Source organism: Oceanobacillus arenosus (assembly GCF_003369575.1).
Taxonomy (GTDB): Bacteria; Bacillota; Bacilli; order Bacillales; family Amphibacillaceae; genus Oceanobacillus; species Oceanobacillus arenosus.
This window is the reverse complement of record NZ_PIOC01000001.1, coordinates 375,389-401,299: the sequence shown is the minus strand read 5'-3', so window position 1 is coordinate 401,299 and position 25,911 is coordinate 375,389. Positions and strand designations below refer to the sequence as shown.

The following is a 25,911-nucleotide window of genomic DNA, read 5'->3' as shown; positions in this document are numbered from 1 at the left end:
AAATCTTTAAAAAAGGCTAGAGTGGATGCTTACTCTAGCTTTTTTAATTCAATCATTATTCTATTATTTTAAAAAATTCCCTTGCAATATTAGAATATTTAGGTATAATTACTTACAGGTTTCTTTTTAATGGAAACAACGAAAATTTTCAGAAAAAGGTAGTTAAGGGGGATTTACAATGAGAGTAAGAAATTGGATGTTATTACTAGTATTTGGATTATTGCTAAGTGTAGTAGTAGCATGTTCAGGCGGAGATACAGAAAATGCACCAAAGGAAGAGGGAGCAGGAAATGACTCTGCTGCAGAAAAAGAGGAACAAGTACTTCATCTAACAAACCCAGAGACGATTCCATCTATGGATCCATCGCTAGCAACGGATGAATCTTCATTCATCTATTTGGCAGCGACAATGGAAGGGCTATATCGTTTAGATGAGAATACAGCACCTGTCGATGGTATGGCAATCGATCATAAAGTAAGTGAAGATGGGCTAACATGGACATTTACACTACGTGAAGATGGCAAGTGGGAAAACGGGGATCCGGTAACTGCACATGACTTCGTATATGCATGGCAACGTGCAGTAAACCCAGATACAGGTTCTGAATATGGACCATATATGATGAATGACGTAATTAAAAATGCTACAGCAGTAAGTAGCGGAGAGCTTCCAGTTGAAGAATTAGGGGTAAAAGCAGATGGTGATTACACATTAGTTGTTGAACTTGAAAACCCAACTGCATACTTCGAAACGTTAACATCGTTTGGTACGTTCTTACCTTTAAACGAGAAATTTGTTGAAGAACAAGGAGAAAACTTTGCAACTAGTTCGGAAACGGTACTCGGAAATGGTCCATTTACGATTGAAAACTGGACGAGTACAAGTAACAATTGGGAACTTGTGAAGAGTGAAGAATACTGGGATGCAGAAACGGTTCAGTTGGACAAACTAACATTCGAGGTTATTAAAGAGCCACAAACTGCCGTTGATTTATATGAAACAGGTAAAGTTGACCGTGTTGATTTGACATCGGATCTAGTGGATCAATATGCATCACATGAAGACTATGCAGTTGCAGCAGATACATTTGTTTACTTTATTAAGTTAAATGAAACAACATCAGATGCACTTGCTAATACAAATATTCGAGCTGCGATAAGTAGAGCATTTGATAAACAATCCTTAGTTGATGAAATTCTTAATAATGGTTCATTCGTTGCAAATGGTTTAATTCCAGCTGATTTCACACCACTACCAGATGGCGGCGAAGATTTCCGAGCAGTTAATGGAGACCTCATGACTTACGATGAAGAAGCTGCGGTTGAATTCTGGAACAAGGGATTAGCAGAGCTTGGAACCGAAGCAGTGGAGCTTGAATTATTAGTTGATGACGATCAGACAACGAAAGTAATGACGGAGTACATTGCGAATCAATTACAAAAGAATTTACCAGGGTTAAAAATCAACTTAAAACAAGTACCAAAAAAACAACGACTTGATTTAGATACAAACATGGATTATGAAATGCAAATTTCTAGATGGGGTCCAGATTTCCTTGATCCATTCACATACATGAATCTTTGGACGACAGATAGTGGAAACAATAACATGGGCTATTCAAACGCTAAGTATGATGAATTAGTGAAAGCAACAGCTTCAACGCTTGCAACAGATAATGCTGCACGCTATGAGAACTTCTTAGAAGCAGAGAAGATTTTATTTGAAGATGCCGCTATTGCACCAATCTATCAAAGTTCACGTGCACAGTTAGTTTCACCTAAAGTAGAAGGCGTGTTCTTAAATCCATTTGGGGCACCATATGAATACAAATGGGCTAGTGTTGGCTCAGCAGAATAATAAAGTGAAAGAGCATGTGCTACTTAAACAGTGGCACATGCTCTTTTTCTAAGTTCCATTTGTATTGTTTGTTGCTATTTAGATAAAGTGCGCACTAATAACAATTGTAACTTTCTATCGGGCGGACAGTTGGTATTTCCCCATGAGTCTCCAGTATATTACTGCAATCAAAGTCGATAGTTCAGGGGTCTTTCATTCTTATATTTCTAGATTTTTCACTATCCCCAGCGGAAGAAATACACGGAGACTTCTGCGGGAAGAAGAGCCTAGGTGAGACTACGAAGCGCGATAGCGTGAGTAGGCTCACCAGCTCCCCGCGAAAAGCGTAGTGTATTTCTGGAGCGACGGCCAAGGAAGTAATAACATTCAAAGTTAGTCCGCACAATACATCAAATAATCATTCCTCTCCAATAAAGCAATAATCTTTTAGAAACCCGCCTTAATATAAGTTTAAAGATTTCTTAATATCCATTTTCAGTGTGCCCTCTGAAAAGTAAAAGGAAACATAGTATAATAGAAATGAATAGTGTTTATAAAATAATGAAAAGCAAATAAGTAAGGAGCAAACAAATGAAACTCATCGCATCAGATTTGGACGGAACACTTTTAAATGAACAGGGCGTTGTTAGTGAAGAAAATGCACAAGTGATCAAAAAAGCGATTGACCAAGGCATCAAGTTTGTTGTCGCAACTGGCAGATCCTATGAGTCTGCAAGTAAGCCGTTAAAAGCTGTGGGAATTGTGTCACCAGTCATTAGCTTGAACGGAGCATTAACATTTTCCGAAGAAAGAGACATCATTCGAAAGGTCCCGCTTAATATGTCGGAGAGTAAAAAGGTGCTTCAAGTTTGCCAAGACGAGGAAATGTATATCGAGTTTTTTACTAGTAACGGGATTTATTCTGTCAGTAGAGAGCATTTTCAAGAAGTGCTTGTCGATATTATGAAGTCAGCTAATCCACATGTTTCCGAAGAGGAAGTTCGTAAAATGGCAGACCTTCGCTTTCAAGCAGAACCAGTGGAATTCGTCGACAATTATATGGAGGTATTCTCAATTGAAAACCTTGAAATATATAAAATTTTAGCATTTTCCCATGAAAAAGTGAAATTAATGAATGCGCGTAAGCGATTAGAATCTGAAGCGGGCATCGCAATCACTTCTTCCGGAGATATCAATTTGGAATTTAATCATCCAGATGCACAAAAGGGAATTGCCTTAGAGCACCTTGCTAACAGCATGGGAATCGATATGGACGATGTAATGGCCTTAGGTGACAACTGGAATGATGCGAGTATGCTGCAAATGGCTGGTCGTGGTGTTGCAATGGCAAATGCAGCTGAAGGTATTCAAGACCTTTGCGATTATACGACAAAGTCAAATATTGAGAACGGTGTAGCTGTAGCGATAGAGGAGATGTTACAGGAAGTGAAGGCATAACGGATATAGCTGAATAGCGAGGCTCTCTTTTATTAGATGAATGTTAAAATTACGACTAATTGTAATAGGCTAATAATAGTAAAATACTTTCAAAGGAAAACGCAATCAATAATCAGTGTATTGTTACTGTTTGGCAGGCTTTTTACATTCAAAAGGGAAAAGTGATAATAATGCTAATGAAAAGGTATTCAATAATAATGTTGCCTTATAGGAGAACCAAGATCGATTCACACCAAATCCTGAAGATGTATTGAAGGCACAGCAGGATAACCAAGCAAACTTATTCTTCACAGATGTACATGCTCGTGTTGAATATCCGAAATATATGGATCGCTTCTTTGCTGAAATCGACATTGAAAATGTTAAAGAAACTGGTGATGATGAAATTCTAAAACAATATCCAGTGGATTGCATTTCATTTAGCTACTATAAGTCAATGTTATCTTCTGCATCACCAGAAGGCGAAGTGACAGAAGGGAACTTGATGAATTCATTGAAAAACCCTTATCTGGAAGCTTCCGAATGGGGCTGGCAAATCGACCTTGTTTCTATGTCAACCAGTGAGATGTCGAAATGTTATGGCTTCATTTATGTTGATAAAGATGATGAAGGTACATTAGCGAGAAGCCGTAAAGATTCTTTCCATTGGTATAAAGAAGTGATTGAAAGTAATGGAGAAACACTATAAATGATAAAAAAATCGCAGTGCTGAGGATAGCACTGCGATTTTTCTAATTATGGAATGGGAAAGTTAAATAGAAAAATGGGGAGAAGATTTTCTTTAATATCAGATTGGGGTGAGGATACTACGTGGAGAAAGTGCAAACCATCATGAGTTCGTGGATTATCATCCGGAGAAAGAGTAAGTTAGTATGGGCTTGTAGATATTATCTAGGAAATTAATCTCAATCAAAAGAGCAGATTAATTGTTACCGAGCTTAAAGATTTATGATGTTGAGAGATAGTTGAATTAAAAGAACCATAGAACAGCACAAACGAAACTGATACTAAATTTAGTTAGGAATCGCATTACTGTACCTCCCAAATTAATATTCTTAATTACTATATCTAGCATAACGAAAGACTATTAAGCTAGTACTAACTGGATATTAAATTTAGGTAAATTTGCCGACAAAAAAAGCGATCAGTACGGCATACTGTTCGCTCCTAGTTTATGATTAATTAATCATATGGCTTTTCAGATAATCCTTTACGTCATCTGCATTCTTTAATTCCCTTTTTGGCAGGATATAGGCACTTACGGAGCTATTATAAAGATAGAAGTATTCATCATCCTCTTTAAATGCCTGAATGCCAGACCATTTCACCTTGATTTCGTCTGTTGCGGTAGATTCCGTTATTTCAACTTCTGTAAGGATCATATGGTGTTCTCCGATTAATCCACTATTCTTCCCCTCACGAATCATTTTCTTTACATTTCGGATAACGGTTTTGTAGAAGAACTTTGGATAAAAGACGAACCAAAGGATGCTTATCAGTAAAAAGGGTATAAATGCGAATAGGAACGGTGTGTCACTAATTAGAGAAAATAGGTAGGATATTAAGATAAAGAATATTGGTGTTAAAAATCGTTGTATATTTAGCGATTTCATAACAGATTTAGAGTTTTTCATATGAAAAAGGTTAAAGTTCAGGTAATCCTCTTCTGTTAGGTTGTAGTTTATCTCCACAGTTATTCCCCTTTGAGTAATATCAATCTGAGTTATTTTTTTGGATGAAAAAGGAATCAAGCAAATGCAATTGATCCCTTTTCAACTTATTAATGACGTTTACTAAGCCATAATACACCTGACTTCGCTAATCGAGGTAAAAATCCTGTGAATGGTGTTTTCATCATGTTGCCAAAGCCATCTGACTTACCTAGTGAACCGAGCGTTCCTTTCAGCTTGATTTCCTTAGGCTTCTTCGGACTTTTTCCATTGAGTATTGCTAACAGCACTTCAGCAATTCTTTCTCCTTGTTGCCCTGCCAACTGTGCACTTGGTGAGTAATAGGACGATGCACAGTCTCCTAATACATATACATTTGGATTGGTTGGAACTTGGAAGTAGTCATTAAGCGTAATTTTTTCATGAATATCTTTAGCAAAAGGTAATTCTCTTACTAAATGATTTGGTCGTACACCAGCTGTCCAAATGGTGACATCATTAAGGTAGCAAACACCATTATTGCATACACCATCTTTTTCTACATATTCAACAGTCGAATGGTGGATCACATCGACATTCTTTTCGATAAACCAGTCCTCTACATAGGATTGGATTTTGGAATCAAATGCTTTTAATACGGTTGCGCCACGGTCAAGCAGGCGGATGTTCAAATCGGGTCTGCTTTCTCTAATTTCCGAGGCAACTTCAATTCCACTTAGACCTGCCCCAACGATGGATACTTTCCCGTATGCCTTTAAATTACCGACTGCAACTCCTGTATTTCGTGCTTTATTGAAGGTTTGCACACTTTCTGTGAATTCCATTGCACCAGGTGTTTCGTGATAATTATCTTCGCAACCAAGACCAATTACTAAGTAATCATAGGCAAGTGTATCTTCAGGATCTTGGAAGAGGATTTGCTGGTTTTCAGTGTCAATTTTTGTAATATCACGAAAAACGTACTGCACGCGTTTATCGTCTGGAAACGCAACACGCACATCTTTCTCAGCAACCGTGCCTGCTGCAATCGTATAGAATTCTGTTTTCAATGAACGAAATGGATTACGATCTATGACAGTAATATGTATGTCTTCAGGTAATTGATAATCAAGTAGTCCTGCTAATACTTTTATGCCACCATAACCCCCGCCTAAAATGACGAGTTTCTTCATGTAAATAACCCCCAAAATATGTAATGAAACCTTTTCTTTTGTACATCTATAGATTAGCATAAGTTTCGCTTTTATGTCATAAAATAATCGGTCATTATAGGGCGTTTGTAATGTAAATCTATTCATTCTGTAATATCGTTGGTTTGGTAGTTAAAAATTATAAAATATTTCTTACTACATAAGTGCAACAAAGTTTTCTAACCACAAACATGCTATACTAATTGAAAAAAGGAAGGGTGAGCTAAAGATGGATAACGTGTTACATGCGATTCAAGACTACTATGCGGATGATTATGCTTGGTGCTATGGTTGTGGAAGATTAAATGAACATGGCTTACATCTAAGAACGGGCTGGCAAGGTGAGAAAACGATTACCGTTTATACCCCGCTTCCAGAACATACGGCAATACCTGGTTTTGTATATGGTGGACTAATTGCTTCATTAATCGATTGTCATGGAACAGGTTCCGCATCACTTGCCTTACACCGGAAAAATGGGTATGAGCCTGGTGATGAGGTGGAACCGCCTAGATTTGTTACGGCGTCACTTGCAATCGACTTTGTGAAACCGACCCCACAAGGATTGCGATTAAAAGCGATTGGCAGATTAGAAGAGGTGCATCCTAAACGATGGAAAATACACACAGAAGTATTCGCGGATGACACAGTATGTGCAAAAGGTACAGTAGATGCTGTTGTGATGCCGAAATCGTTTGGTTAACGCGTAGAAATAATAAGTAGGGCAATTTGATAAAGGAGTAGAATGATGGAGAATTTAAGCATTCCTTCGCTCTTGGATTTAATGGGCGAGCTATTTTCAGATGAAATATCGATTGCGGTTGCCACAACAAGTGAATATATTTATTACCTCCCAAGTAAGCGGATTGATTTGAAAATTAGAGCCGGTGATTCGATTAAGGACGGAACGATTGCACACAAAGCAATTGTTACGGGACAAAAGGTGTCAGAATTTATCAATCGTGACATATTCGGTATTCCATATCTTGGCATGGCTGTTCCTGTTTACCAAGACAATAAATTAGCTGGCTGTGTTGTTGCGATTTATCCTTCATTAACGGAAGGAAGATCGGTCGTGACGATCAAGGTGAGTGATGGCTGGAAGCCGATTCCGTTTGAGATGGTCAATTATTTAGAGGCGAGGGACAGGAAAACCCATGTGTATGCGAATGAATTCATTGGCACACACACTAATACACTACAGGAATTTGAGTACACACTACCAAGAAAATCCTTTATTCGCTGTCATCGTTCCTTTATTGTTAATGTAGAACAGATCAAAGCCATATATCCAGATACTCATTCGACATTTTATTTGGAAATGAATAATGGTAAAACCATACCAGTTAGTCAATCCTATTCAAGTTATTTTCGAAAGTTATTAGGTTTTTAGATAGATTGAATACAGATGTAAGATGAAAAATGCTGTTTTATCCGTAATTTTGTATCCTTTAATCAATTATTTTCTATTTCCAGCAAAGTTTTCCAAAAATTATCTCTTATCAGTTAAACTAGTATTGAATAGTTTAACAAGAGAGATACACAATAGAGAAGCTTCTAGGGCGTACCATTTTCAGTAGAAGAGGCCGCGATGTGGAAGGCAATAAATACGTGTGAGTATCTATCCCATACATCTGAATTATTGCAGCAAATGAAATTGGAAATTTAATCAAGTAATTTTGGAAGCGATTTCTATGATGTGGGTGTATGGACTTTCGGAGGCTAGTACGAAGAGAAAGAACGGATTCTATTGCTTACCATGAGCAGCTATATGATATTATTTCTGGCACTTGAGCGTGGAGGGCAGACCCCTCATGTGCTAGAAAATGCATTCTCATGGCATACGAACGATAAGGAAAATGGTACGGCGCGACAGCTGGTGGGGCAATAGATATCCAATTAGTAGTTTCGTTACATCTAGTAAAAGGGGTATTATATATTAAGGCCGAGACTTTTCTTTGGGGGAGGAGAAGGTCTCGGCTTTTTTTAAGTTATTTTTTTAACGCTTCTTTTACTTCGTTATATTCATCGGTGTTAATCTCACCTTTTGCAAGACGTGTTTCTAGAATAAACAATGCGTCAGACATACTGTTCGTACTTATCTTGCGTATGCGCCTCCACATGATGATGTTTGAAATGACTAACGCGATTATTAGAATAAAGAAGAAGCCAAATGGTGGAAAGAATCCCCAATGATGCATATAAATCATCTCCTATGATAGTTTGTTTTTTTGTTTTTTAGCCAGGATCCCCCACGGTTTGAACACGGAAATTGTAAAAATGATGATAAGGGAGATCAACTGAATACTAATTCCAATCAACAATTCCCCATGATTGATCTGTAAACCTGTTACTGTAAATATATCTAGAGCCCTAAGTGTCCAGGAGTACATTCCCCAAATGTTTATCCCAATGAGCAGTATTGTTAGGACCTCTTTAACGATAATCCAGTAGAATTTGAATAATCCCCATTTCGTTAAGACGCAAAGGAGAATTCCCGTAACAGTCGTCCCGATGGTTGATGCTCTTATCGATGACCCGGATAGTAAGAGCATTACTTGATAACAGGATTCAATAAGCTGTGGATCATTAGAAGCTGTTATCGTAATACTTAAAATGAGAAACGTTACCATATTACCAAACATAATTGCGGCAAATAAGATATGTGTGATAAGTAGCCATCTTTTTGCTCGAATCGATAATTTCAATTTTTTGCTCCACCTTGATTTAAATATATCAAGCAGATATAAACACTTTTGGAAGCAAATATAAACATTTTATAAACTTAGTTTGGAACTATTCCATTAACCGATAGCCCGATCCCCAAACGGTTTGAATATATTGCGGATTGCTCGTATCCTTTTCGATTTTTTGACGAATCTTCTTAATATGAACGGTTACGGTTGCGTTGTCACCCATCAATTCTAATCCCCAAATACGTTCGAATAAATGCTCCTTTGAAAAAACTTGATTTGGATGTTCAGCGAAGAATGTAAGCATATCGAATTCCTTTGTTGTAAAGGAGATCTCCTTTTCGTTTAGGAAAACCTGCCGAGAAGCGGTGTTTATTCGTAATCCGCGGACATGAATTTCTCCCTTAGGTGTTGCTTCTATATGAATGAGCCTGTCATATCTAGCAAGATGTGCTTTCACACGTGCAACTAGTTCGCTTGGGCTAAAAGGCTTGACAATATAATCATCGGCACCTAGACCGAGACCCCGAATTTTGTCAATATCTTCATACTTGGCTGTTACCATCAGGATAGGGATATTGGTTTCATTACGGATTTGCTTGCAAAGATCAAATCCATTAATCTCCGGGAGCATAACATCAAGTAAAATGAGATCGTTCGGATGATTTAAAGCTGCTTGTAGGCCACTTTTGCCATCGGGTGCTATTTCTACTTGGAAACCTTCAATTTCAAGGTAATCCCGCTCTAGTTCTGCAATACTCTGGTCATCCTCAATGATTAGTATATTCTTAGGCATGATTATCTCCGTCCTCTTCTGACTTTCTAAGTGTAAAGTAAATTGCTAATCCTTCAGTTCGTAGGTTCTCTGCCCAAATGGTACCACTATGTGCTTCGATAATTTGTGAAGCAATTGCGAGTCCGAGCCCACTGCCTTCCTTGCTCCGTGCTGGATCGATTCTGTAAAATCGTTGGAATATCGTCGTGAGCGCAGCTTGAGAAATACCAGGTCCATTATCAAAGATCATCACTTTTACTATTTTTCCCTCGTCTGTAAGAGAGACCGTAATTTTACCAGTGGATTTGTTGTTGTATTTTACGCTGTTATAGATGATATTTTCTAACACACGAATGATTTTGTCACGATCTATCTTTACCGTTGCAGAAGTCAGTGTTCCAGATAATGACAATTGAATCCCTTTATCCTTCAAGTCATCGGCTATATCTTCAAGGTAATCTTTGATGAATGCTTGTATGTCAACCGATTCAAAGTGAAAAGGGACCTTCTTTACATCTAACTTTGAGAATAAGGAGAGCTCTTCAATTAGGCGGTTCATGTAGGTCGCCTTCGTATGAATCGTGTCGAGGTATCGCGCTTGCTTATCGTTAGTATTCGCGACACCGTCCTGTATTCCTTCCACATAGCCCATGATCGTTGTAATGGGTGTTTTTAAATCATGCGAGATATTCGCGACTAATTCCTTTCGATTATTTTCATATTTGTTACGTAATGTGATGGATTCCTGCAATTGCGCCCGCATATCATCAAACGTTTGAACAAGTTGCCCCAATTCATCGCGACCCCTTGCTCCCATTGTAAAGTCAAGCTCGCCTTTACTGATTTTCGTTGATGCCTCCGATAACTGTTTAACGGGGCGCAAAATACTTTGTGACATGAAATAGGATAGGATTACGTTGATAAGTATGAGTAAAACGATTAAGCCAACAAATAGAAAGGGAAAAACGGTTCGCATAGTATTTACAAAGGATGCCGTATTATCTAATAAGAAAATAGATCCTGGCGTTCCGTCTTGAAAGTAAAAGTCATGCTGCTTAATGGAATAATGATCATTGCCAAGCCACACCCCTGCTTGATTAAAACCCTCATTTCCAAATGGGGGAAGGTCATCAATGGAAATTTCGTTTGATGGTTGAAAACCATTCATGAGTGCAGTCCCTTTACGGATTAAAATGTTCGTACTGTCATTATTGAATTGGTCTGGTAATGCTGAAATATATGCTTGATCGAGTAATTTCTCCTCTTCCAATGATGCGATTTTTTTTAGTTCATTAAATAGTTCAATATTGGAACCTTCTACAGGCTGCCCTTTATCTTGTCCGACATAACCATTGAAATTCGTATCATTGCTTAAGATGATATGTAATAGGATGAAGATAATCATGATTATCAAAATCGGCAATACAATCATGGCGGTGTTAGAGATGAAAAGACGTTTACGGATAGACATAATATTCTCCTTCAGATGGCTGTTTGTTTATTTTTGTTTCCTTATCCTTCATCTTAATTGAAATAGCTAAACAAACACGGAATAAAGTATAAACTTTTTATAAAGTGAAACTTCAATCAGTGGGGAATGCCCATCCCCACTGATTGTTAGTTGAACAGAATCGGACATTTACGGAATAGACTTACTTCGAAACATTGGGGAAATGGTACTTTCACTGATGTTTAACTTGCAACACACGAAAAAAAGAAACGTATGAGCTTTATCTCATATGCTTCTTTTTTTCTGCCTATTTATGCATACCATTCCTTCACCTTTTCATCAGTCGGTAATAGGAATGCCGCAAATCCTAGTAAGGGTAATAGTGAGATGGTGATCATCGTTGGTGTTAGTCCGAATAAATCAATTAGGTAACCAAGTGCAACGGAGCCAATTGCTCCCATACCAAATGCGAGTCCAACAATTAATCCTGACATTGTCCCAATTTTACCTGGGACAAGCTCTTGGGCATAAACAACGATGACAGAGAAGCTGGACATTAACATTATTCCGGTTACTGCAAGAATAATAATAGCGATAACTGGCCCAACGTATGGAAGTGCTAGTGCAAGCGGTGCAGCGCCTAATAATGAGAATAGAATAATATTCCGTTTACCGAATCTATCTGCTAGAGGTCCACCAAGAAATGTTCCAACAGCACCCATTGCTAGGAAAGTAAAGATATACACTTGCGAGTTAGCGATCGTCAGCCCATAATTATCCATAACATAAAAGGCATAGAAATTAGAAATTGCTGCACTATACCATGTACGTGCAAAGGTGATGAAGATAAGAATAATAATCGCACCTTTGATTGCTTTAGAAACATTTTTGTTAGGTTTTTGTTCCGTTTTAGTTTTTTGCTTGCTTTTAAAAATTTTAACTTGCCGTGCATACCACTTCGCTATGTAAGATAGAAACATGACAGCTAATGCAGCAACGAAGGTGAACCAAATAGCTCCGAACTGACCAAGTGGTACAAGGATTAATGCCGTTATTAGAGGGGCGAGTGCCTGTCCAGCATTTCCTCCAACCTGATAAATCGACTGGGATAGCCCACGTTTCGTTCCGGCAGCAAGATATGCAACACGAGATCCTTCTGGGTGAAAGATAGCGGAGCCGAAACCAATAAAGACAACACTTAAAAGGATCATCAAGAAGTTAGGTGCTAATGCGAGCCCGATCATACCGAACATGCTGCTTGTTAGTCCGATTGGCAGTGCATAGGGAATTGGGCGTTTATCCGTATATATTCCTACTAATGGCTGCATAACAGAAGAAATCATATTTAATGTAAACGCAATGAGGCCAAGCTGTGTGAAGGTTAATCCTAGTGAACTCTCCAAAATGGGAAACATCGCAGGAATCACGGCCTGCAACGAATCATTTAATAGATGGCATATTCCAATGATGAATAAAATAGAATAGATTGGTTCACTTTCTTTTAAAATCTTGACTTTCTCATTGCTAGTATTCTCCACTAATTTACCTTCTCTCAATTAAATCGTACGAAGTATAACGCACCTTATGATGTAAGTTTCCTCTTAATGTGGCTATACTTAATATTGTACAATTGAAACAATATTTGGCAATTACTTTTTTAAAAAAGATATAACCTTGTTATTGTTTGCGTTTAATTTATTCAATATGCTAAAATATAAGTTTGCTTAGGAAATTTATAAAGAGGAGTTTATTATGACCACAAAGCGTTCGCTTCCATTTACTGTTTCAAAAACAGAGAATTTCTTTGATCGTTTAGGCGATTATATTGGTGATGTTTTTTATGATATTTTACCTGAACAAGGATTTGAATTGCGAGATGAACAAATATACATGGCATTCCAGTTGGAAAATGCGATTAAAAATAAACGTACGATTTTTGCAGAGGCGGGTGTAGGAACGGGAAAGACACTCGTTTATTTATTGTACGCGATTTGTTATGCACGTTATATAGGAAAACCAGCGATCATATCCTGTGCCGATGAAACCTTGATCGAGCAGCTTGTGAAAAAGGGCGGAGATATCGAGAAGCTAGAAAAAGCGCTAGATTTGCAAGTTGATGTTCGGCTAGCAAAGGCACGGGAGCAGTATGTTTGTGTCAAGAAGCTGGACCCACTTGCGAATCTGACAGATGATGAGGATATTCTACGTGTGCACGATCAGATTCCTGACTTTGTTTATGATACGGGAACCTCGATGAAGACATTTGAACGTTATGGCGACCGAAAAGAATATCCATGGGTACCGAATGAAACTTGGGAGAAGATTGCTTGGGATCCATTACAACAATGCTCGACCTGTGAGTTCCGCCATCGCAGTGGACAGACATTAAACAGGGAATATTATCGACATGCGACAGACATTATTATTTGTTCCCATGACTTTTATATGGAGCATATTTGGACGAAGGAATCACGCAAACGGGAAGGACAGATGCCACTTTTGCCAGAAGCAAGTTCGGTAGTTTTTGATGAAGGGCATTTATTAGAATTTGCAGCACAAAAGGGATTAACCTATCGTTATAATCTGGATACTTTGACGAATGTGTTGACAGGCTATATGGGTCAAGATATTCGTGAGGAATCCTTACTACTAGTAGAGGATATTCTGGAGTTAAATGATGCGTGGTTTGAGTTGCTAGAGAATACCGCGACGAATGTAGAAGGATCGAATCGGAAGCAATTGCCCCATTCCAAAACAATGCTGGAAATGGCGCAGAATTTGGATGATAAGGTGCAGTTATTGTTAGAACAGCTTGTCTTTGATTCGGAATTATTCACGATGGACGATTATTATATTAAAATTATCGAGGAATATTTGGAGTTCTTCGATTATGGTCTATCCATTTTATTAAAAGATGATGAAGGAATTTACTGGTTGGAAGAGAATGAAAGTACGACAAGCTTTGTGATTATGCCGCGACTAGTAGAGGATGTGCTAAAGCAGGAAGTATTCTCGCAAAAGATTCCGTTCATATTCTCTTCGGCAACATTAGCACAAAACGGTGACTTCTCTTATTTAGCAAATAGCTTAGGAATAGAATCATATGATTCCTTCTCTGTTGCCTCCCCATTTGATTATGATGAGCAGATGAAAATTGAGGGTCATTTTGACATTGGTACCGAAGAAAAATGGCAGACCATTTATGATAAATTGCTGGAAAATAATGGGCGCTCGCTCATTTTATTCTCTACTGCTAATGAGATGGAGCTCTTCAGGGAGTGGGCAAATAATCAAGACTGGCCATTTGCATTACTGTATGAAGGTGACAAGGAAATTAGTGCGATGGTCCGCGAGTTCCAGTTAGAGGAATCATCCGTACTGTGTACGCATCACCTCTGGGAAGGCTTGGACGTGCCAGGCGAGGCATTGACACAAGTTATCATTTCTTCTCTGCCATTTCCACCAAAAGATGTGGTATTCGAAGCAAAACGAAAACACGCGGAAAATCCAGATCAAGAAGTGGATGCACCATATATGCTACTAAGAATGCGCCAAGGAATTGGGCGTTTAATTCGGACAGGCTCAGATCATGGAGTGATTCATATTTGGATGACGGAAGCGGAAAAAGCGAAATATGGAGAGATGATTGAGGAAGTTATGCCTGTTGGAGTTAAGGGGTAGAGCTGCTATTGAAATTAAGGCAACTAACATTTGGTTAGTTGCCTTATTTGCAGTTAACCTGTTTTATGTTCCATCATCTGTTTATTGTCAGGAAATCACAATTGTGAAATATTGAACAAACTATTGCCTATTTGAATAAATCATTGTATACTAAAAGCATAAAATGTTTGTGAAACATTTCACAAAGTAAAATAATTTGTTCCTAGCTATAATTAGAAATTTTGGGGTATTGTAGTATATAAATAATCTCATGAATGAGACATGGAAGGAATGGTAAATAATGTTTGAGAAAAATAACCAGGTGAACAAAGTGGCTTTAATTGGAACAGGATTTGTTGGCTCAAGCTATGCATTTGCTTTAATTAACCAAGGTTCAGTGAATGAACTTCTAATGATTGATATTAATGAAAAAAAGGCACAAGGTGATGTAAAAGATTTAAATCATGGAAAGGTATTCGCTCCGAACCCGATGCATATTCGTTCTGGTACTTACGGGGACTGTACGGATATGGATATCGTTGTGATCTGTGCTGGAGCGAATCAAAAGCCTGGTGAAACCCGACTCGATTTAGTAGAGAAGAACTTAAAAATATTTAAAACGATTGTGGATCAGGTAATGAAAAGTGGATTCGATGGTATCTTTCTCGTTGCAACGAATCCAGTAGACATTTTAACTTATGCGACATGGAAATTTAGTGGACTTCCGAAAGAACGTGTCATTGGCTCAGGTACGATCTTAGATACAGCCCGCTTTCGCTATTCACTAGGAGAGTATTTTAACGTTGCACCGAGAAATGTTCATGCATATATCATCGGTGAACACGGAGATAGTGAGCTTCCGGTTTACAGCTCTGCATCTGTCGGTACAGTTCCGGTCTCGAAATTAATCGAGAAGAATGAGCAATATAATAAAGCTGATTTGGACACGATTTTCACTAAGACCCGCGATGCTGCCTATGAAATTATTGAAAGTAAAGGCGCCACTTATTACGGAATTGCAATGGGATTAGTTCGAATTACGAATGCCATTTTTAAGAACGAGAATTCTATCTTAACTATTTCTGCACATCTTGATGGTGAATATGGAAATAATCATGTGTATGCAGGTGTACCAGCTGTCATTAATAGAAAAGGGATAAGAGAGATTATTGAAATTGACTTAAATGATGAAGAGCAAAGGCTTTTCAATAATAGTGTCAATGTTTTAAAAGATATCCTTGCTCCGTATTTTGAAGAAGTGAAGAATTAGATTGATGGAGATGATCTTTTATGGAAATGGAATCTCTTGTTAAAGTTGAACAACAAGCACTCAAGAAATATGGTATTTATCAAAAAAGTGCGTTTATCTATTTATTACGATCGATGCTTGCAAGTATGTTTATCGGTTTTGGAGTCATTGTTGCGTTTAAAACGGGTAACTTCTTTTACATGGATGGGTCTCCTTTTGCATATCCGATGGCAGCTGTTACATTCGGTGCAGCAATCATTCTAATTGCATATGGTGGAGGAGATTTATTTACTGGCAATACATTTTATTATACCTTTGCGGCATTAAGGAAAAAACTACAGTGGAAAGATGTAGGTAAATTATGGACTTACAGTTATGTTGGTAACTTGATTGGAGCTTTCGTCTTTGCATTATTAATTTACGCTACGGGACTATTTGATGATCAATCAGTAAATGGATTTTTACTTGAAGTAGCACAGAATAAAACACTTGCACCTACAAGTGAATTATTTTTCAGAGGGATTCTTTGTAATTGGCTCGTTTGTCTAGCATTTTTCATTCCAATGACACTTAAAGGCGATGGCCCGAAATTATTTACAATGGTTTTATTCGTCTTTTGCTTCTTTATTTCTGGATATGAGCACAGCATTGCCAATATGTGCACGTTTGCGGTTTCCTTCGTGCTTGGGCATCCAGACTCCGTTACTATTGGTGGGATGATCCACAACCTCATCCCAGTTACAATCGGAAATTTGATTGGCGGCAGTATCTTCATGGGTATGATGTATTATTATGTGAATAAAGAATAAGTGCAGCGGTGCCTGTCACTTCCCGGTTTTTGTCGAATATTAGCGAGGGAATGGTGTAAACAGTACCTGCCTTGTGGTCCTTTAATGCAAGAGCAAATGACCATCGCAAATGACAAAAAATCCATCCTATACGTTTTTACTACAGGATGGATTTTTTTATTTTTCATGAAGCAGCTCAATAAAATGAGTCAAGATTTTCGCAGTCAATCCCCAAATTACTTTATTGTCATATTTATAAAACAGCTCTTCGATAGGATGTTCGCGAAAGTTATAATTTTCCCCGCCAACAATTAAGTCAAAAGGGAAATCCGCATCTGGGACTACTTGCAAATTTACTCTGTACTTTTCCGGCTCTGTATTAAGAAAATAGGCAAGTGGTACAGTAAATACCTCACTGACCTCAGAAGGGTTTGGTCTCATTTGTGTGTGATTTGTTATTCGACCAACAAACGGATAGATAATTCTACCACGATCCATTGTGACATAATCAAGTGGTAATACATCTTTAATCGTTGATTCTGCAATTCCTAATTCCTCTGTTGTTTCGCGAATTGCACAATACCTAGGTTCTGGATCATCTAGGTCAATTCTTCCACCTGGAAAACAGATGTCGCCAGGCTGACTCCGAAGTTCCATTGATCTGACCTCGAATAATATATGTGTTTCGTTTTCTATCTCTACTAAAGGAATGAGTACAGCAGATTTTCGAAGTTGTTCATAACCGAGAATAGATGGTACTCTGTCCTTCAATTTATTAATGATATCTAATACATCCAACTTGTCACCCCCTAATACTATTATACAAGTCTCTGTATCTGAAATACCAATTAATAAATTTTATTACAAAAAAGAGAAAGTGACAGTACATCTGATTTATGCAATAATTATGATAAACTCCAACAAGAGAGGTGCAAAAGTTGAAACAATTATATACAGGTAAAACGAAAGATGTATATGAATTAGAGAACGGGAATTTTTTACTGAAGTTCAAGGATGACGTAACAGGAGAGAACGGTGTATTCGATCCAGGAGCTAACACTGTTGGATTATCGATTGAAGGCGCTGGGAGAGCAGGATTGAAATTAACCCAATTTTTCTTTGAGCGATTAAAGGAAAAAGGTATCCCAACACACTATATTGCAGCTGACATAGAAGAATCTACCATGACAGTTGTTCCTGCATCCGTGTTTGGCCAAGGATTAGAAGTAATCTGCCGTTACCGTGCAGTTGGAAGCTTTCTAAGGAGATATGGTAAATATACAGAAGAAGGCCAAGCTTTAGATGCATTTGTTGAAGTAACGTTAAAGGATGATGAACGACAAGACCCACCAATTTCGAATGATGCACTACATATGTTGGGAATCCTAACACACGTGGAATATGAGACATTAAAGACGTTGACACAGCGAATTTCCCAAGTTGTTAAAGATGAACTTGCGAAAAAGGATATTGAGCTTTATGATATAAAATTAGAATTCGGCAGAGATGCAATTAACCAAATTCTCTTAATTGATGAAATCTCTGGTGGAAATATGCGTGCGTACAAGAACGGCGACTATATTGAACCATTGGAATTGGAAAAAATGATGTTGCAATAATTTTGTGATGGCCACTATCTATTTGAGTAGATAGTGGTCTTTTTCTGTTTGCTTAACCTTCTTAAGCGCCTAGAAAAGTGGAGTGCTCCGACTTCACCTGTGAAAGCTCCATCCGAACCAAAAGACACAACGCACATGACATTTGTCATATACATTCCTTGACGTTTATGACTTATAAATTAGATGATTTTCTTCTATACTATGTAGTAACGAAATACGGCTTTAAATTGGAGGATAATATGAGTAAACAAAAACAAGCACAATTAAGAAAAAGCGTTGCACCTTATGCGAGTTCAAATACAAAATTAAGTATTATACAGTTAATCAATTCAATTGTTCCGTTCTTTCTTCTTTGGTTTTTTGCATATCAGAGTTTAGCTGTTTCCGTTTGGTTAAGTCTCGTATTCTCTATTGTAGCAGCGGGATTTGTCGTGCGCATCTTTATTATATTTCATGATTGTACACATATGTCTTTCTTCAAAAATAGTAAGGCAAATCGGATTGTCGGTACGATCACGGGGATCATTACCCACTTTGCTTTTGAAAAGTGGAAACGAAACCATGCGATCCACCATGCGACAAGTAGTAACTTAGATAAACGTGGGACCGGTGATGTGTGGGTAATGACAGTAGATGAATATGCAGAAGCATCATTCTGGGGCAGACTAGCATATCGTTTGTACCGAAATCCACTCGTGTTATTTGGTTTAGGACCAATCTACCTTTTCTTAATCGAAAATAGGATTAACCGAAAAGGTGCGAAACGGAAAGAGCGTTTGAACACGTATTTAATCAACATTTCCATTATTGCCACTTATGCACTCTTAATTTGGACGATAGGTTGGCAAGCATTTCTAATCATTCAATTACCGATCCTTATGATTGCTGGTTCGGCAGGGATTTGGTTGTTCTATGTACAGCATCAGTTTGAGGATTCTTATTTTGAGAATGAAGATGAATGGGATTATGTAAAGGCGGCGGTAGATGGTAGTTCGTATTATAAGCTACCGAAAGTATTGGAGTGGATTACTGGTAGCATTGGTTACCATCATGTCCATCATTTAGCGCCAAGGGTACCAAATTATAATTTGGAAAAGGCACATGAATTGACACCACCGTTACATCAAGCAACAACAATCACATTAGCATCGAGCTTAGTATCAATTCGCTTCCGTCTGTATGATCAGGCTAGCAGATCTTTTATTAGCTTTAAGGAATTTAAAGCACTGGAACGGCAGAAAAGAACTACAGTACGGATGAAAGCGAGCCGCCCAAGCTTTCAGGAAAAATAAGAGCGATTCCCTCAGATTTTCATCTTGCTGAGGGTTTTTTCTTCCTATTCTTTGTTATACTGGGAGGAAGCAGACGCTATTTTACTTGAGGGAGGAAAAGCATGCACGCGTGGTATCATATTTTCCCAAAAAAGACAGGAATTAGCCTCTTTGCATGGATTGCATTTTGCCTACTTCCTTTCTATTTTATATTTAAATCATCAACACTAGCTGAGATTATGATTGGAATTGTAATGATTCTTTTATTTTTTACTACCTATCGCTTAGCATTTATTAAAAAAGGTTGGACTGTTTATGTATCGGTAGGAATAGAAATGGCAATAAGCATTGGCATGACCCTCTATTTTGGCTATGTCTACTTTTCCTTATTTCTAGCGTTTTTCATCGGTAATATTCAAAATAGGGCAGGCTTTATTGCGCTGTATATTGTCCATCTTGTTACGACGGTTCTTGCGGTTGGGGCAGGGTTCTTCATTCAGGAGCAGCTCTTCATCTCGCAAATCCCTTTCATTATTCTTTGTATTATTGGCGTCATTCTACTGCCATTCGAGATGTATAACCGAGTCAAACGGGAAAAACTGGAACTTCAATTGGAAGATGCAAATGAGCGGATTGCAAAGTTGATGATTATGGAAGAACGGCAACGAATTGCTCGGGATTTACATGATACACTGGGGCAGAAGCTCTCTTTAATTGGCTTGAAAAGTGATTTGGCGGGCAAGTTAGTGGATAGAGATATAGCAAGAACAAAACTAGAATTGAACGACATTAATCAAACTGCAAGAACAGCATTAAAGGAAGTTCGTGAAATCGTATCAACAATGAAAAGTGCAAGGTTAGTTGATGAGCTAATTCGAGTACAACAAGTTTTCGAGGCAGCCCAAGTGAAGTATAGTTTAGATGGGAATCCAAATCAGATTGAGATTCCTGTATTCGTTGAAAATATGTTAGGAATGTGCTTGAAGGAAGCAGTGACAAATGTTGTGAAACATAGCAAGGCAACCTTCTGCAAAATTATCCTTCAGCAGTCAGCAAGCGAGGTGACCATTATTGTTGCGGATAATGGAATTGGCATACGTGATAAACTGGGATCTTTTGCAGGGCATGGACTTGACGGGATGAGAGAAAGACTGGAATTTGTCAACGGGACGTTACAAATTGAATCGATTGAAGGAATGACGCTGACAATCAAAGTCCCAACGGTTATTAAGCAAAGCTAGACAAGCTGTATTATTTCACATGATAGATCAGGAGGGGTGCATGTGATTCGGATTGTAATTGCAGAGGATCAGCGATTATTACTAGGTGCTCTTGGGTCATTACTTGATTTGGAAGAGGATATGGAGGTTGTTGGTAAAGCAAGCAATGGAGAAGAGGCACTGGCCCTTGTGAAGCAGCAACAACCAGATATTTGTATTATGGATATTGAGATGCCAGTGAAAAGTGGACTCGATGTGGCAGAAGAATTGATACATGACGCTTGTAAAATCATCATTTTAACCACCTTTGCTAGAACAGGATATTTTGAACGTGCTCGGAAAGCAAGTGTTAGTGGCTATTTGCTGAAGGATAGTCCGAGCGAGGAATTGGCGAATTCGATTCGGATTATTATGGATGGTCGAAAAGTATATGCCCCCGAATTAATCGATATGGCATATGAGGAGGAGAGCCCGTTAACTGAACGGGAGGAACAAATTATCAAACTCATTGCCGATGGGAAAAATACGAAAGAAATTGCCAATGAACTATATCTTACGAATGGCACGGTAAGAAATTATGTTTCCATTATATTAGACAAACTTAATGTTAGTAATCGGATTGCAGCTATTTCGAGATTTAAAGAAAAAGGTTGGTTTAAATAATAGCATTGCATTCGACAAACTTCGGGGAGTGACAGGCACCCTCAAAAATAAACCCATGGATAGCAAAACCGCTTTCCATGGGTTTATTCATCATTTATATCGAACGAATGTCACTTTTCCTTTACATTCGGCGGTTCTTTCATTTTTCCTGTAGCGATATCTTCGGTAATGTGTATTTGACAAGTTTTTCCAGTGTTATTAATAAATTTAAATACACCATTATTAAAATCCGTTCCAATTTCTTTATAAAAAATACCTTCATAGAGGTTTTGATTCGATCTTGTAAAGCTTAGTCGGTAACGGTCTTCATCCTTTTTTAAGAAGCCACGTACACCCTTCTCAAATAAAATGTCTTCTTCACTCTTAATGGTACGATCAACGGAAACAAGATGAATATCGATAAAGGTCATTTCGCGTAATAATACATTGACAAAGGAACCTTTTGTTATCTCTTCCCATCTATTCTGTGGGCTTTGTCCAACAATAATTTGTGTAATGTTGTGATTATGTGCGACCTCTGCAATGGCTTTGACAGAAGAACGCTTTTCATTATCACGAATAATAAATTCTTCCACATCTAATTCATCACATAATTCTTTCCATCGTTCAACATACCCTGACTTTTCTGCGTCGAATTCATCATAGGGCAGTGCATCTACTGTTAATACATATAAAGGACAATCCATGATTTGAGCTAATTTATGACCGCGCCTGATTAGTCTTTCGCCGTTTGGACCATAGTACACACAAACTAGGATGCTTTCATCCATCCGACCTTTTATTTTCCTCATGACGGTAACTTCACCTCTTGAATTTTCATATACTCGTTTTATATAATAGGTAACCTATGCTTTAAACTGTATCAGTTTAACATGTTATTTTGATTTCGTGAACCCTTATTTTGAAAATAATTTCATCAAAAAAATGGCAATTAAGAATAACGCGTAAACCTTAGTCACCTATAGCATAAGCCATCCTTTCATTAATTGCCATAGATAATGATTAATTTATGGAATACACCTAATAAGTAAGCATTATTCTAAGCTGAAATCCATTTCTCAGCTGTCAGATGTGCATTGAAGTATAATTTGCGTTATAATTAATAATGTGTAAAAGCATATTAAATGCGAATGATATCATTTTAAACGAAATTATATATTGATTTTTACACTCGATTTTATCCACTGAACTAGAATCATTCAAAGTTCCCTCTTGGTTAATCAACTAAAATGGTAATTCTACAATATAATATTTTGCCTATAATTAAGAATAGCTTGGGAAGTATATAGATAAGGTTTATCTATTCGTATTCTTAAGTATATTTATGCGAGGAATTCTAATATGTTAATTCCGTTTAACTATGTTTGATTTCTATTTCAATCCATAAAAGTAACCCAATTAATCGCTGCAGGTCCTTTCTAATGCAGTCATTGAATTCATGCAGAGTAAAAATTGTATACCTATTCAACTGTGAAATCAAGTCCTACTTGCTTCAATTGGATAATTTCGCGAAGTACTTCACGATAAGAAATGGAGGTTTGATTTTGGTATCTGTCAATTTACTAATTATTATCCCCTTTATAGCAGCTGCACTAATACTCTTTTTACAAAAAAGGGTATCAAGAATACATATCGGCTGGTTCGTATTACTAATACCCATTATTTTGTTTATATTCCTAGTTCGTTATATCCCAAACATTGCGAATGGGGCAACCTATTTACATACAATTAATTGGATTCCTTCTTATGGTATTAATTTTTCTAGTTACTTAGATGGGCTTAGTTTAATTTTTGGCCTTATTATAACAGGGATAGGGGCATTAGTAATTGTATATTCCATCTATTATTTAAATGAAAACGAATCTTTGAAGCACTTTTATTGTTACTTAATGCTGTTTATGGGAGCAATGCTCGGTGTTATCTTCTCGGATAATATTATGGTCTTATATGTGTTTTGGGAATTAACGAGTATTTCTTCCTTCTTGTTAATTGCCTTCTGGTTTCAACGGAAAAGGTCAAGGGAAGGCGCACAGAAGGCATTGCTTATTACGGTAAGTGGTGGGTTCTCGATGCTTGCTGGATTTATTATGATTGGAAACATTACAGGGTCGTTTAGTTTCCGTGAAATTATCGCAATTATCCCGGATTTCTATGATCATACCTTATTCATCCCGGCGATGCTACTAATTTTACTTGGCGCATTTACGAAGTCAGCGCAATTTCCATTTCACATATGGTTGCCTAGTGCGATGGAGGCACCTACGCCTGTTAGTGCCTATTTACACTCCGCAACGATGGTTAATGCGGGTCTATACTTAGTAGCTCGTTTTACGCCTGTATTTGGTGGGGAAGGGCTTTGGTTCTGGCTTGTTACTGTAGTTGGTTTGGTTACGATGTTCTGGGGCTCGTTTACAGCAGTTCGCCAAACAGATCTTAAAGCATTACTTGCCTACTCAACGATTAGTCAGCTTGGGATGATTATGAGCATGTTTGGCATGGGGTCTGCTGCCTTAAATAATGGCTATTCAGCAGATTCTGTTGTCTATACACAAGCAACATTTGCAGCGTTATTCCATTTAATTAACCATGCGACATTTAAAAGTGCCTTATTCATGGTTGTTGGAATCATTGACCATGGTGTTGGAACACGGGATATTCGCCGTCTTGGTGGGCTCGCAACGTATATGCCAATCACTTTTACCATTGCGATGATTGGCAGCTTTTCTATGGCAGGATTGCCGCCTTTTAATGGTTTTTTAAGTAAGGAAATGTTCTTTACCTCTGTTTTAAATATTAGGGAGGCAAACATATTCTCCTTGGAGGCATGGGGCACGCTGCTCCCGGTTTTAGCATGGGTTGCTAGTGTATTTACCTTTATTTATTGTATGATTGTCGTCTTTAAGACCTTTCTTGGCAAGTATCAGGAGGAAAGGCTGGAACATCCTGCACATGAGGCTCCAGTTGGAATGTTGATTGCACCTATTATTTTAGCGGTACTTGTAATTGCCATTTTCTTCTTCCCAAATGTACTTGGCGATTATTTGATCGTTCCAGCAATGGCTAGTATCTTTCCAGCGTTTGCAGCAGAGGCAGATCTTGGTGTGACGATATCTGCATGGCATGGATTTACACCAGAATTAATAATGACGATTGGTGTTGTTGTTGTTGGGACTTTATTATTTATTTCATTAAAGTACTGGAAAAGAATTTATGCATTACTTCCAGAAAGCTGGTCATTTGATTCGTTATATAATGCCGTACTTGAAACCGTCGAGACCAGTTCAAATAAAATAACGAATTTCTATATGACAGGATATCTTCGCGATTATCTCGTGTATATTTATTTATTCTTTATTATTGTTGTTGGCGGTACATTGATTTACACAGGAGCACTTAATTTCGATATTGCTGGTAATGCACCGATTGATGCAATTGATTGGTTCATTGCAATTACGATGGTTGTCGGGTCAATTGCGATCATTTTTGCAAAATCAAGGCTGACTGCTATTTTATTGAATGGTGTTATTGGTTATGGTGTGGCTCTTTTCTTTGTCTTATTGCGAGCACCAGATCTAGCGCTGACTCAAACAGTTGTTGAAACAGTGACAACCGTACTCTTCCTAGTAGCCTATTATTTCTTGCCGGACTGGCAAAAGGAGAATTCTTCAAGGAAGACGAAAAGCGTCAATTTATTGATTTCAGTTTTGGTAGGTGCAATTTTTGTCGTTGTAGCATTGGCGGTTCAAAATGAGAAACTATTTGAATCGATCTCGGGCTTCTTTGAAAATTCATATGAACTTGTAGGAGCAAAAAATATTGTAAATGCGATTTTAAGTGATTTCCGTGGATTTGATACGATGCTCGAAGTCGTTGTACTCCTAATAGCTGGAATTGGTGTCTTTACACTAATCAAATTAAAAGCTAGAAAGGGGGAGGAAGAGCTTGAAAATAAATAATGTTATCTTAAAGACGGTCACGAAGGTCGTCATTTATATTATTTTAACGTTAGCGGTATATTTGTTTCTAGCAGGTCACAATAGCCCCGGCGGAGGTTTTATTGGTGGGCTTGTCCTTTCCACTGCTTTTGTATTGTTATTTATTGTCTATGATATTGAAACCATTCAAAAAGCCCTCCCCTTTGATTTTAAAAAAGTAGCGGCACTTGGTGCGTTTCTAGCTGTTGGTACTGGATTTGGATCATTCGTATTTGATGTGCCATTCCTTACCCAAGCTTTTGGCTATTTTAATCTTCCTTTTTTCGGGGAAGTGGAATTAACGACCGTTACAATCTTTGAATTGGGTGTAGCATTAGTCGTTGTGGGTGTTGTTGTAACGATTATTTTAAGTATTAGTGAGGATGTGTAATCT

General features: G+C 37.8%; 22 protein-coding genes and 1 pseudogene. 14 read left to right on the top strand and 9 right to left on the bottom strand.

Features of this window, described 5'->3' with window-relative positions:
* Positions 1–178: 178 nt before the first annotated feature.
* The 3 genes and pseudogenes from CWR48_RS01715 to CWR48_RS01705 form a co-directional block, all read left to right on the top strand.
* Positions 179–1,858: a peptide ABC transporter substrate-binding protein gene (locus CWR48_RS01715; protein WP_115771306.1), complete on the top strand. Its 1,680-nt coding sequence runs from the start codon at positions 179–181 to the stop codon at positions 1,856–1,858.
* Between the two features lie 570 nt (positions 1,859–2,428).
* A complete protein-coding gene (locus tag CWR48_RS01710; protein WP_115771305.1) occupies positions 2,429–3,295 on the top strand; it encodes a Cof-type HAD-IIB family hydrolase in 867 nt (288 codons plus the stop codon).
* Between the two features lie 229 nt (positions 3,296–3,524).
* Positions 3,525–3,983, top strand: a pseudogene (locus tag CWR48_RS01705) (family 1 glycosylhydrolase); the annotation flags it as partial.
* A gap of 490 nt (positions 3,984–4,473) precedes the next feature.
* Here CWR48_RS01705 and CWR48_RS01700 read toward each other — a convergent pair.
* Complete coding sequence (locus CWR48_RS01700) at positions 4,474–4,986, bottom strand: YcxB family protein (RefSeq protein ID WP_115771304.1); 513 nt, start codon at positions 4,984–4,986, stop codon at positions 4,474–4,476.
* 89 nt (positions 4,987–5,075) lie between these two features.
* Positions 5,076–6,137 (bottom strand): NAD(P)/FAD-dependent oxidoreductase, encoded by a 1,062-nt coding sequence (locus CWR48_RS01695; protein WP_115771303.1) that lies wholly within the window; start codon positions 6,135–6,137, stop codon positions 5,076–5,078.
* A 247-nt stretch (positions 6,138–6,384) separates the two neighbouring features.
* Here CWR48_RS01695 and CWR48_RS01690 point away from each other — a divergent pair, with 247 nt between their 5' ends.
* Together CWR48_RS01690 and CWR48_RS01685 are read left to right on the top strand one after the other, a co-directional pair.
* On the top strand, positions 6,385–6,858 hold the full coding sequence (locus tag CWR48_RS01690; protein WP_115771302.1) for a PaaI family thioesterase: 474 nt from the start codon (positions 6,385–6,387) through the stop codon (positions 6,856–6,858).
* Positions 6,859–6,903: 45 nt separating this feature from the next.
* Positions 6,904–7,548, top strand: coding sequence for a LytTR family DNA-binding domain-containing protein (locus CWR48_RS01685; protein WP_115771301.1), 645 nt, complete (start codon positions 6,904–6,906; stop codon positions 7,546–7,548).
* A gap of 598 nt (positions 7,549–8,146) precedes the next feature.
* Here the strand turns inward: CWR48_RS01685 and CWR48_RS01680 are convergent.
* The 5 genes from CWR48_RS01680 to CWR48_RS01660 all read right to left on the bottom strand — a co-directional run bounded on the left by CWR48_RS01680 (position 8,147) and on the right by CWR48_RS01660 (position 12,611).
* Positions 8,147–8,356, bottom strand: a complete 210-nt coding sequence (locus tag CWR48_RS01680) for an SHOCT domain-containing protein (RefSeq protein WP_115771300.1) — start codon at positions 8,354–8,356, stop codon at positions 8,147–8,149.
* Positions 8,357–8,368: 12 nt separating this feature from the next.
* Positions 8,369–8,863 (bottom strand): hypothetical protein, encoded by a 495-nt coding sequence (locus CWR48_RS01675; RefSeq protein ID WP_115771299.1) that lies wholly within the window; start codon positions 8,861–8,863, stop codon positions 8,369–8,371.
* Positions 8,864–8,951: 88 nt separating this feature from the next.
* Positions 8,952–9,644, bottom strand: coding sequence for a response regulator transcription factor (locus tag CWR48_RS01670; RefSeq protein ID WP_115771298.1), 693 nt, complete (start codon positions 9,642–9,644; stop codon positions 8,952–8,954).
* A complete protein-coding gene (locus CWR48_RS01665; protein WP_115771297.1) occupies positions 9,637–11,094 on the bottom strand; it encodes a sensor histidine kinase in 1,458 nt (485 codons plus the stop codon). The genes CWR48_RS01670 and CWR48_RS01665 overlap by 8 nt, the downstream gene beginning before the upstream one ends.
* A gap of 290 nt (positions 11,095–11,384) precedes the next feature.
* Positions 11,385–12,611, bottom strand: coding sequence for an MFS transporter (locus CWR48_RS01660; protein WP_115771296.1), 1,227 nt, complete (start codon positions 12,609–12,611; stop codon positions 11,385–11,387).
* Between the two features lie 214 nt (positions 12,612–12,825).
* On the opposite strand from CWR48_RS01660, the gene CWR48_RS01655 reads away from it, so the two are divergent.
* From CWR48_RS01655 to CWR48_RS01645, 3 genes are all read left to right on the top strand, one after another.
* Positions 12,826–14,754: an ATP-dependent DNA helicase gene (locus CWR48_RS01655; RefSeq protein WP_115771295.1), complete on the top strand. Its 1,929-nt coding sequence runs from the start codon at positions 12,826–12,828 to the stop codon at positions 14,752–14,754.
* A 280-nt stretch (positions 14,755–15,034) separates the two neighbouring features.
* Complete coding sequence (locus tag CWR48_RS01650) at positions 15,035–16,003, top strand: L-lactate dehydrogenase (protein WP_115771294.1); 969 nt, start codon at positions 15,035–15,037, stop codon at positions 16,001–16,003.
* Positions 16,004–16,023: 20 nt separating this feature from the next.
* Positions 16,024–16,791, top strand: coding sequence for a formate/nitrite transporter family protein (locus CWR48_RS01645; protein ID WP_115771293.1), 768 nt, complete (start codon positions 16,024–16,026; stop codon positions 16,789–16,791).
* A gap of 156 nt (positions 16,792–16,947) precedes the next feature.
* Here CWR48_RS01645 and CWR48_RS01640 read toward each other — a convergent pair whose 3' ends face one another.
* Positions 16,948–17,568, bottom strand: a complete 621-nt coding sequence (locus CWR48_RS01640) for an NUDIX hydrolase (protein WP_115771292.1) — start codon at positions 17,566–17,568, stop codon at positions 16,948–16,950.
* 140 nt (positions 17,569–17,708) lie between these two features.
* On the opposite strand from CWR48_RS01640, the gene CWR48_RS01635 reads away from it, so the two are divergent.
* The 4 genes from CWR48_RS01635 to CWR48_RS01620 all read left to right on the top strand — a co-directional run bounded on the left by CWR48_RS01635 (position 17,709) and on the right by CWR48_RS01620 (position 21,543).
* Positions 17,709–18,389 (top strand): phosphoribosylaminoimidazolesuccinocarboxamide synthase, encoded by a 681-nt coding sequence (locus CWR48_RS01635; RefSeq protein ID WP_115771291.1) that lies wholly within the window; start codon positions 17,709–17,711, stop codon positions 18,387–18,389.
* 239 nt (positions 18,390–18,628) lie between these two features.
* Positions 18,629–19,681: a Delta(5) desaturase DesA gene (desA, locus tag CWR48_RS01630; RefSeq protein ID WP_115771290.1), complete on the top strand. Its 1,053-nt coding sequence runs from the start codon at positions 18,629–18,631 to the stop codon at positions 19,679–19,681.
* A gap of 101 nt (positions 19,682–19,782) precedes the next feature.
* Positions 19,783–20,901: a sensor histidine kinase gene (locus CWR48_RS01625; protein WP_115771289.1), complete on the top strand. Its 1,119-nt coding sequence runs from the start codon at positions 19,783–19,785 to the stop codon at positions 20,899–20,901.
* Between the two features lie 42 nt (positions 20,902–20,943).
* Positions 20,944–21,543: a response regulator transcription factor gene (locus CWR48_RS01620; RefSeq protein ID WP_115771288.1), complete on the top strand. Its 600-nt coding sequence runs from the start codon at positions 20,944–20,946 to the stop codon at positions 21,541–21,543.
* Positions 21,544–21,653: 110 nt separating this feature from the next.
* On the opposite strand, the gene CWR48_RS01615 is transcribed toward CWR48_RS01620, so the two are convergent.
* Positions 21,654–22,334, bottom strand: a complete 681-nt coding sequence (locus CWR48_RS01615) for an adenine nucleotide alpha hydrolase family protein (RefSeq protein ID WP_115771287.1) — start codon at positions 22,332–22,334, stop codon at positions 21,654–21,656.
* A 753-nt stretch (positions 22,335–23,087) separates the two neighbouring features.
* Here CWR48_RS01615 and CWR48_RS01610 point away from each other — a divergent pair.
* Together CWR48_RS01610 and CWR48_RS01605 are read left to right on the top strand one after the other, a co-directional pair.
* Positions 23,088–25,499 (top strand): Na+/H+ antiporter subunit A, encoded by a 2,412-nt coding sequence (locus tag CWR48_RS01610; protein WP_211316667.1) that lies wholly within the window; start codon positions 23,088–23,090, stop codon positions 25,497–25,499.
* Positions 25,486–25,908 (top strand): Na(+)/H(+) antiporter subunit B, encoded by a 423-nt coding sequence (locus CWR48_RS01605; protein WP_115771285.1) that lies wholly within the window; start codon positions 25,486–25,488, stop codon positions 25,906–25,908. The genes CWR48_RS01610 and CWR48_RS01605 overlap by 14 nt, the downstream gene beginning before the upstream one ends.
* Positions 25,909–25,911 lie beyond the last annotated feature (3 nt).

Coding starts and splice junctions, on each gene's coding strand:
- CWR48_RS01715 (WP_115771306.1), top strand. CDS start 179: ATGAGAGTAAGAAATTGGATGTTATTACTAGTATTTGGATTATTGCTA.
- CWR48_RS01710 (WP_115771305.1), top strand. CDS start 2,429: ATGAAACTCATCGCATCAGATTTGGACGGAACACTTTTAAATGAACAG.
- CWR48_RS01695 (WP_115771303.1), bottom strand. CDS start 6,137: ATGAAGAAACTCGTCATTTTAGGCGGGGGTTATGGTGGCATAAAAGTA.
- CWR48_RS01690 (WP_115771302.1), top strand. CDS start 6,385: ATGGATAACGTGTTACATGCGATTCAAGACTACTATGCGGATGATTAT.
- CWR48_RS01685 (WP_115771301.1), top strand. CDS start 6,904: ATGGAGAATTTAAGCATTCCTTCGCTCTTGGATTTAATGGGCGAGCTA.
- CWR48_RS01680 (WP_115771300.1), bottom strand. CDS start 8,356: ATGCATCATTGGGGATTCTTTCCACCATTTGGCTTCTTCTTTATTCTA.
- CWR48_RS01670 (WP_115771298.1), bottom strand. CDS start 9,644: ATGCCTAAGAATATACTAATCATTGAGGATGACCAGAGTATTGCAGAA.
- CWR48_RS01665 (WP_115771297.1), bottom strand. CDS start 11,094: ATGTCTATCCGTAAACGTCTTTTCATCTCTAACACCGCCATGATTGTA.
- CWR48_RS01655 (WP_115771295.1), top strand. CDS start 12,826: ATGACCACAAAGCGTTCGCTTCCATTTACTGTTTCAAAAACAGAGAAT.
- CWR48_RS01650 (WP_115771294.1), top strand. CDS start 15,035: ATGTTTGAGAAAAATAACCAGGTGAACAAAGTGGCTTTAATTGGAACA.
- CWR48_RS01645 (WP_115771293.1), top strand. CDS start 16,024: ATGGAAATGGAATCTCTTGTTAAAGTTGAACAACAAGCACTCAAGAAA.
- desA (WP_115771290.1), top strand. CDS start 18,629: ATGAGTAAACAAAAACAAGCACAATTAAGAAAAAGCGTTGCACCTTAT.
- CWR48_RS01625 (WP_115771289.1), top strand. CDS start 19,783: ATGCACGCGTGGTATCATATTTTCCCAAAAAAGACAGGAATTAGCCTC.
- CWR48_RS01615 (WP_115771287.1), bottom strand. CDS start 22,334: ATGAGGAAAATAAAAGGTCGGATGGATGAAAGCATCCTAGTTTGTGTG.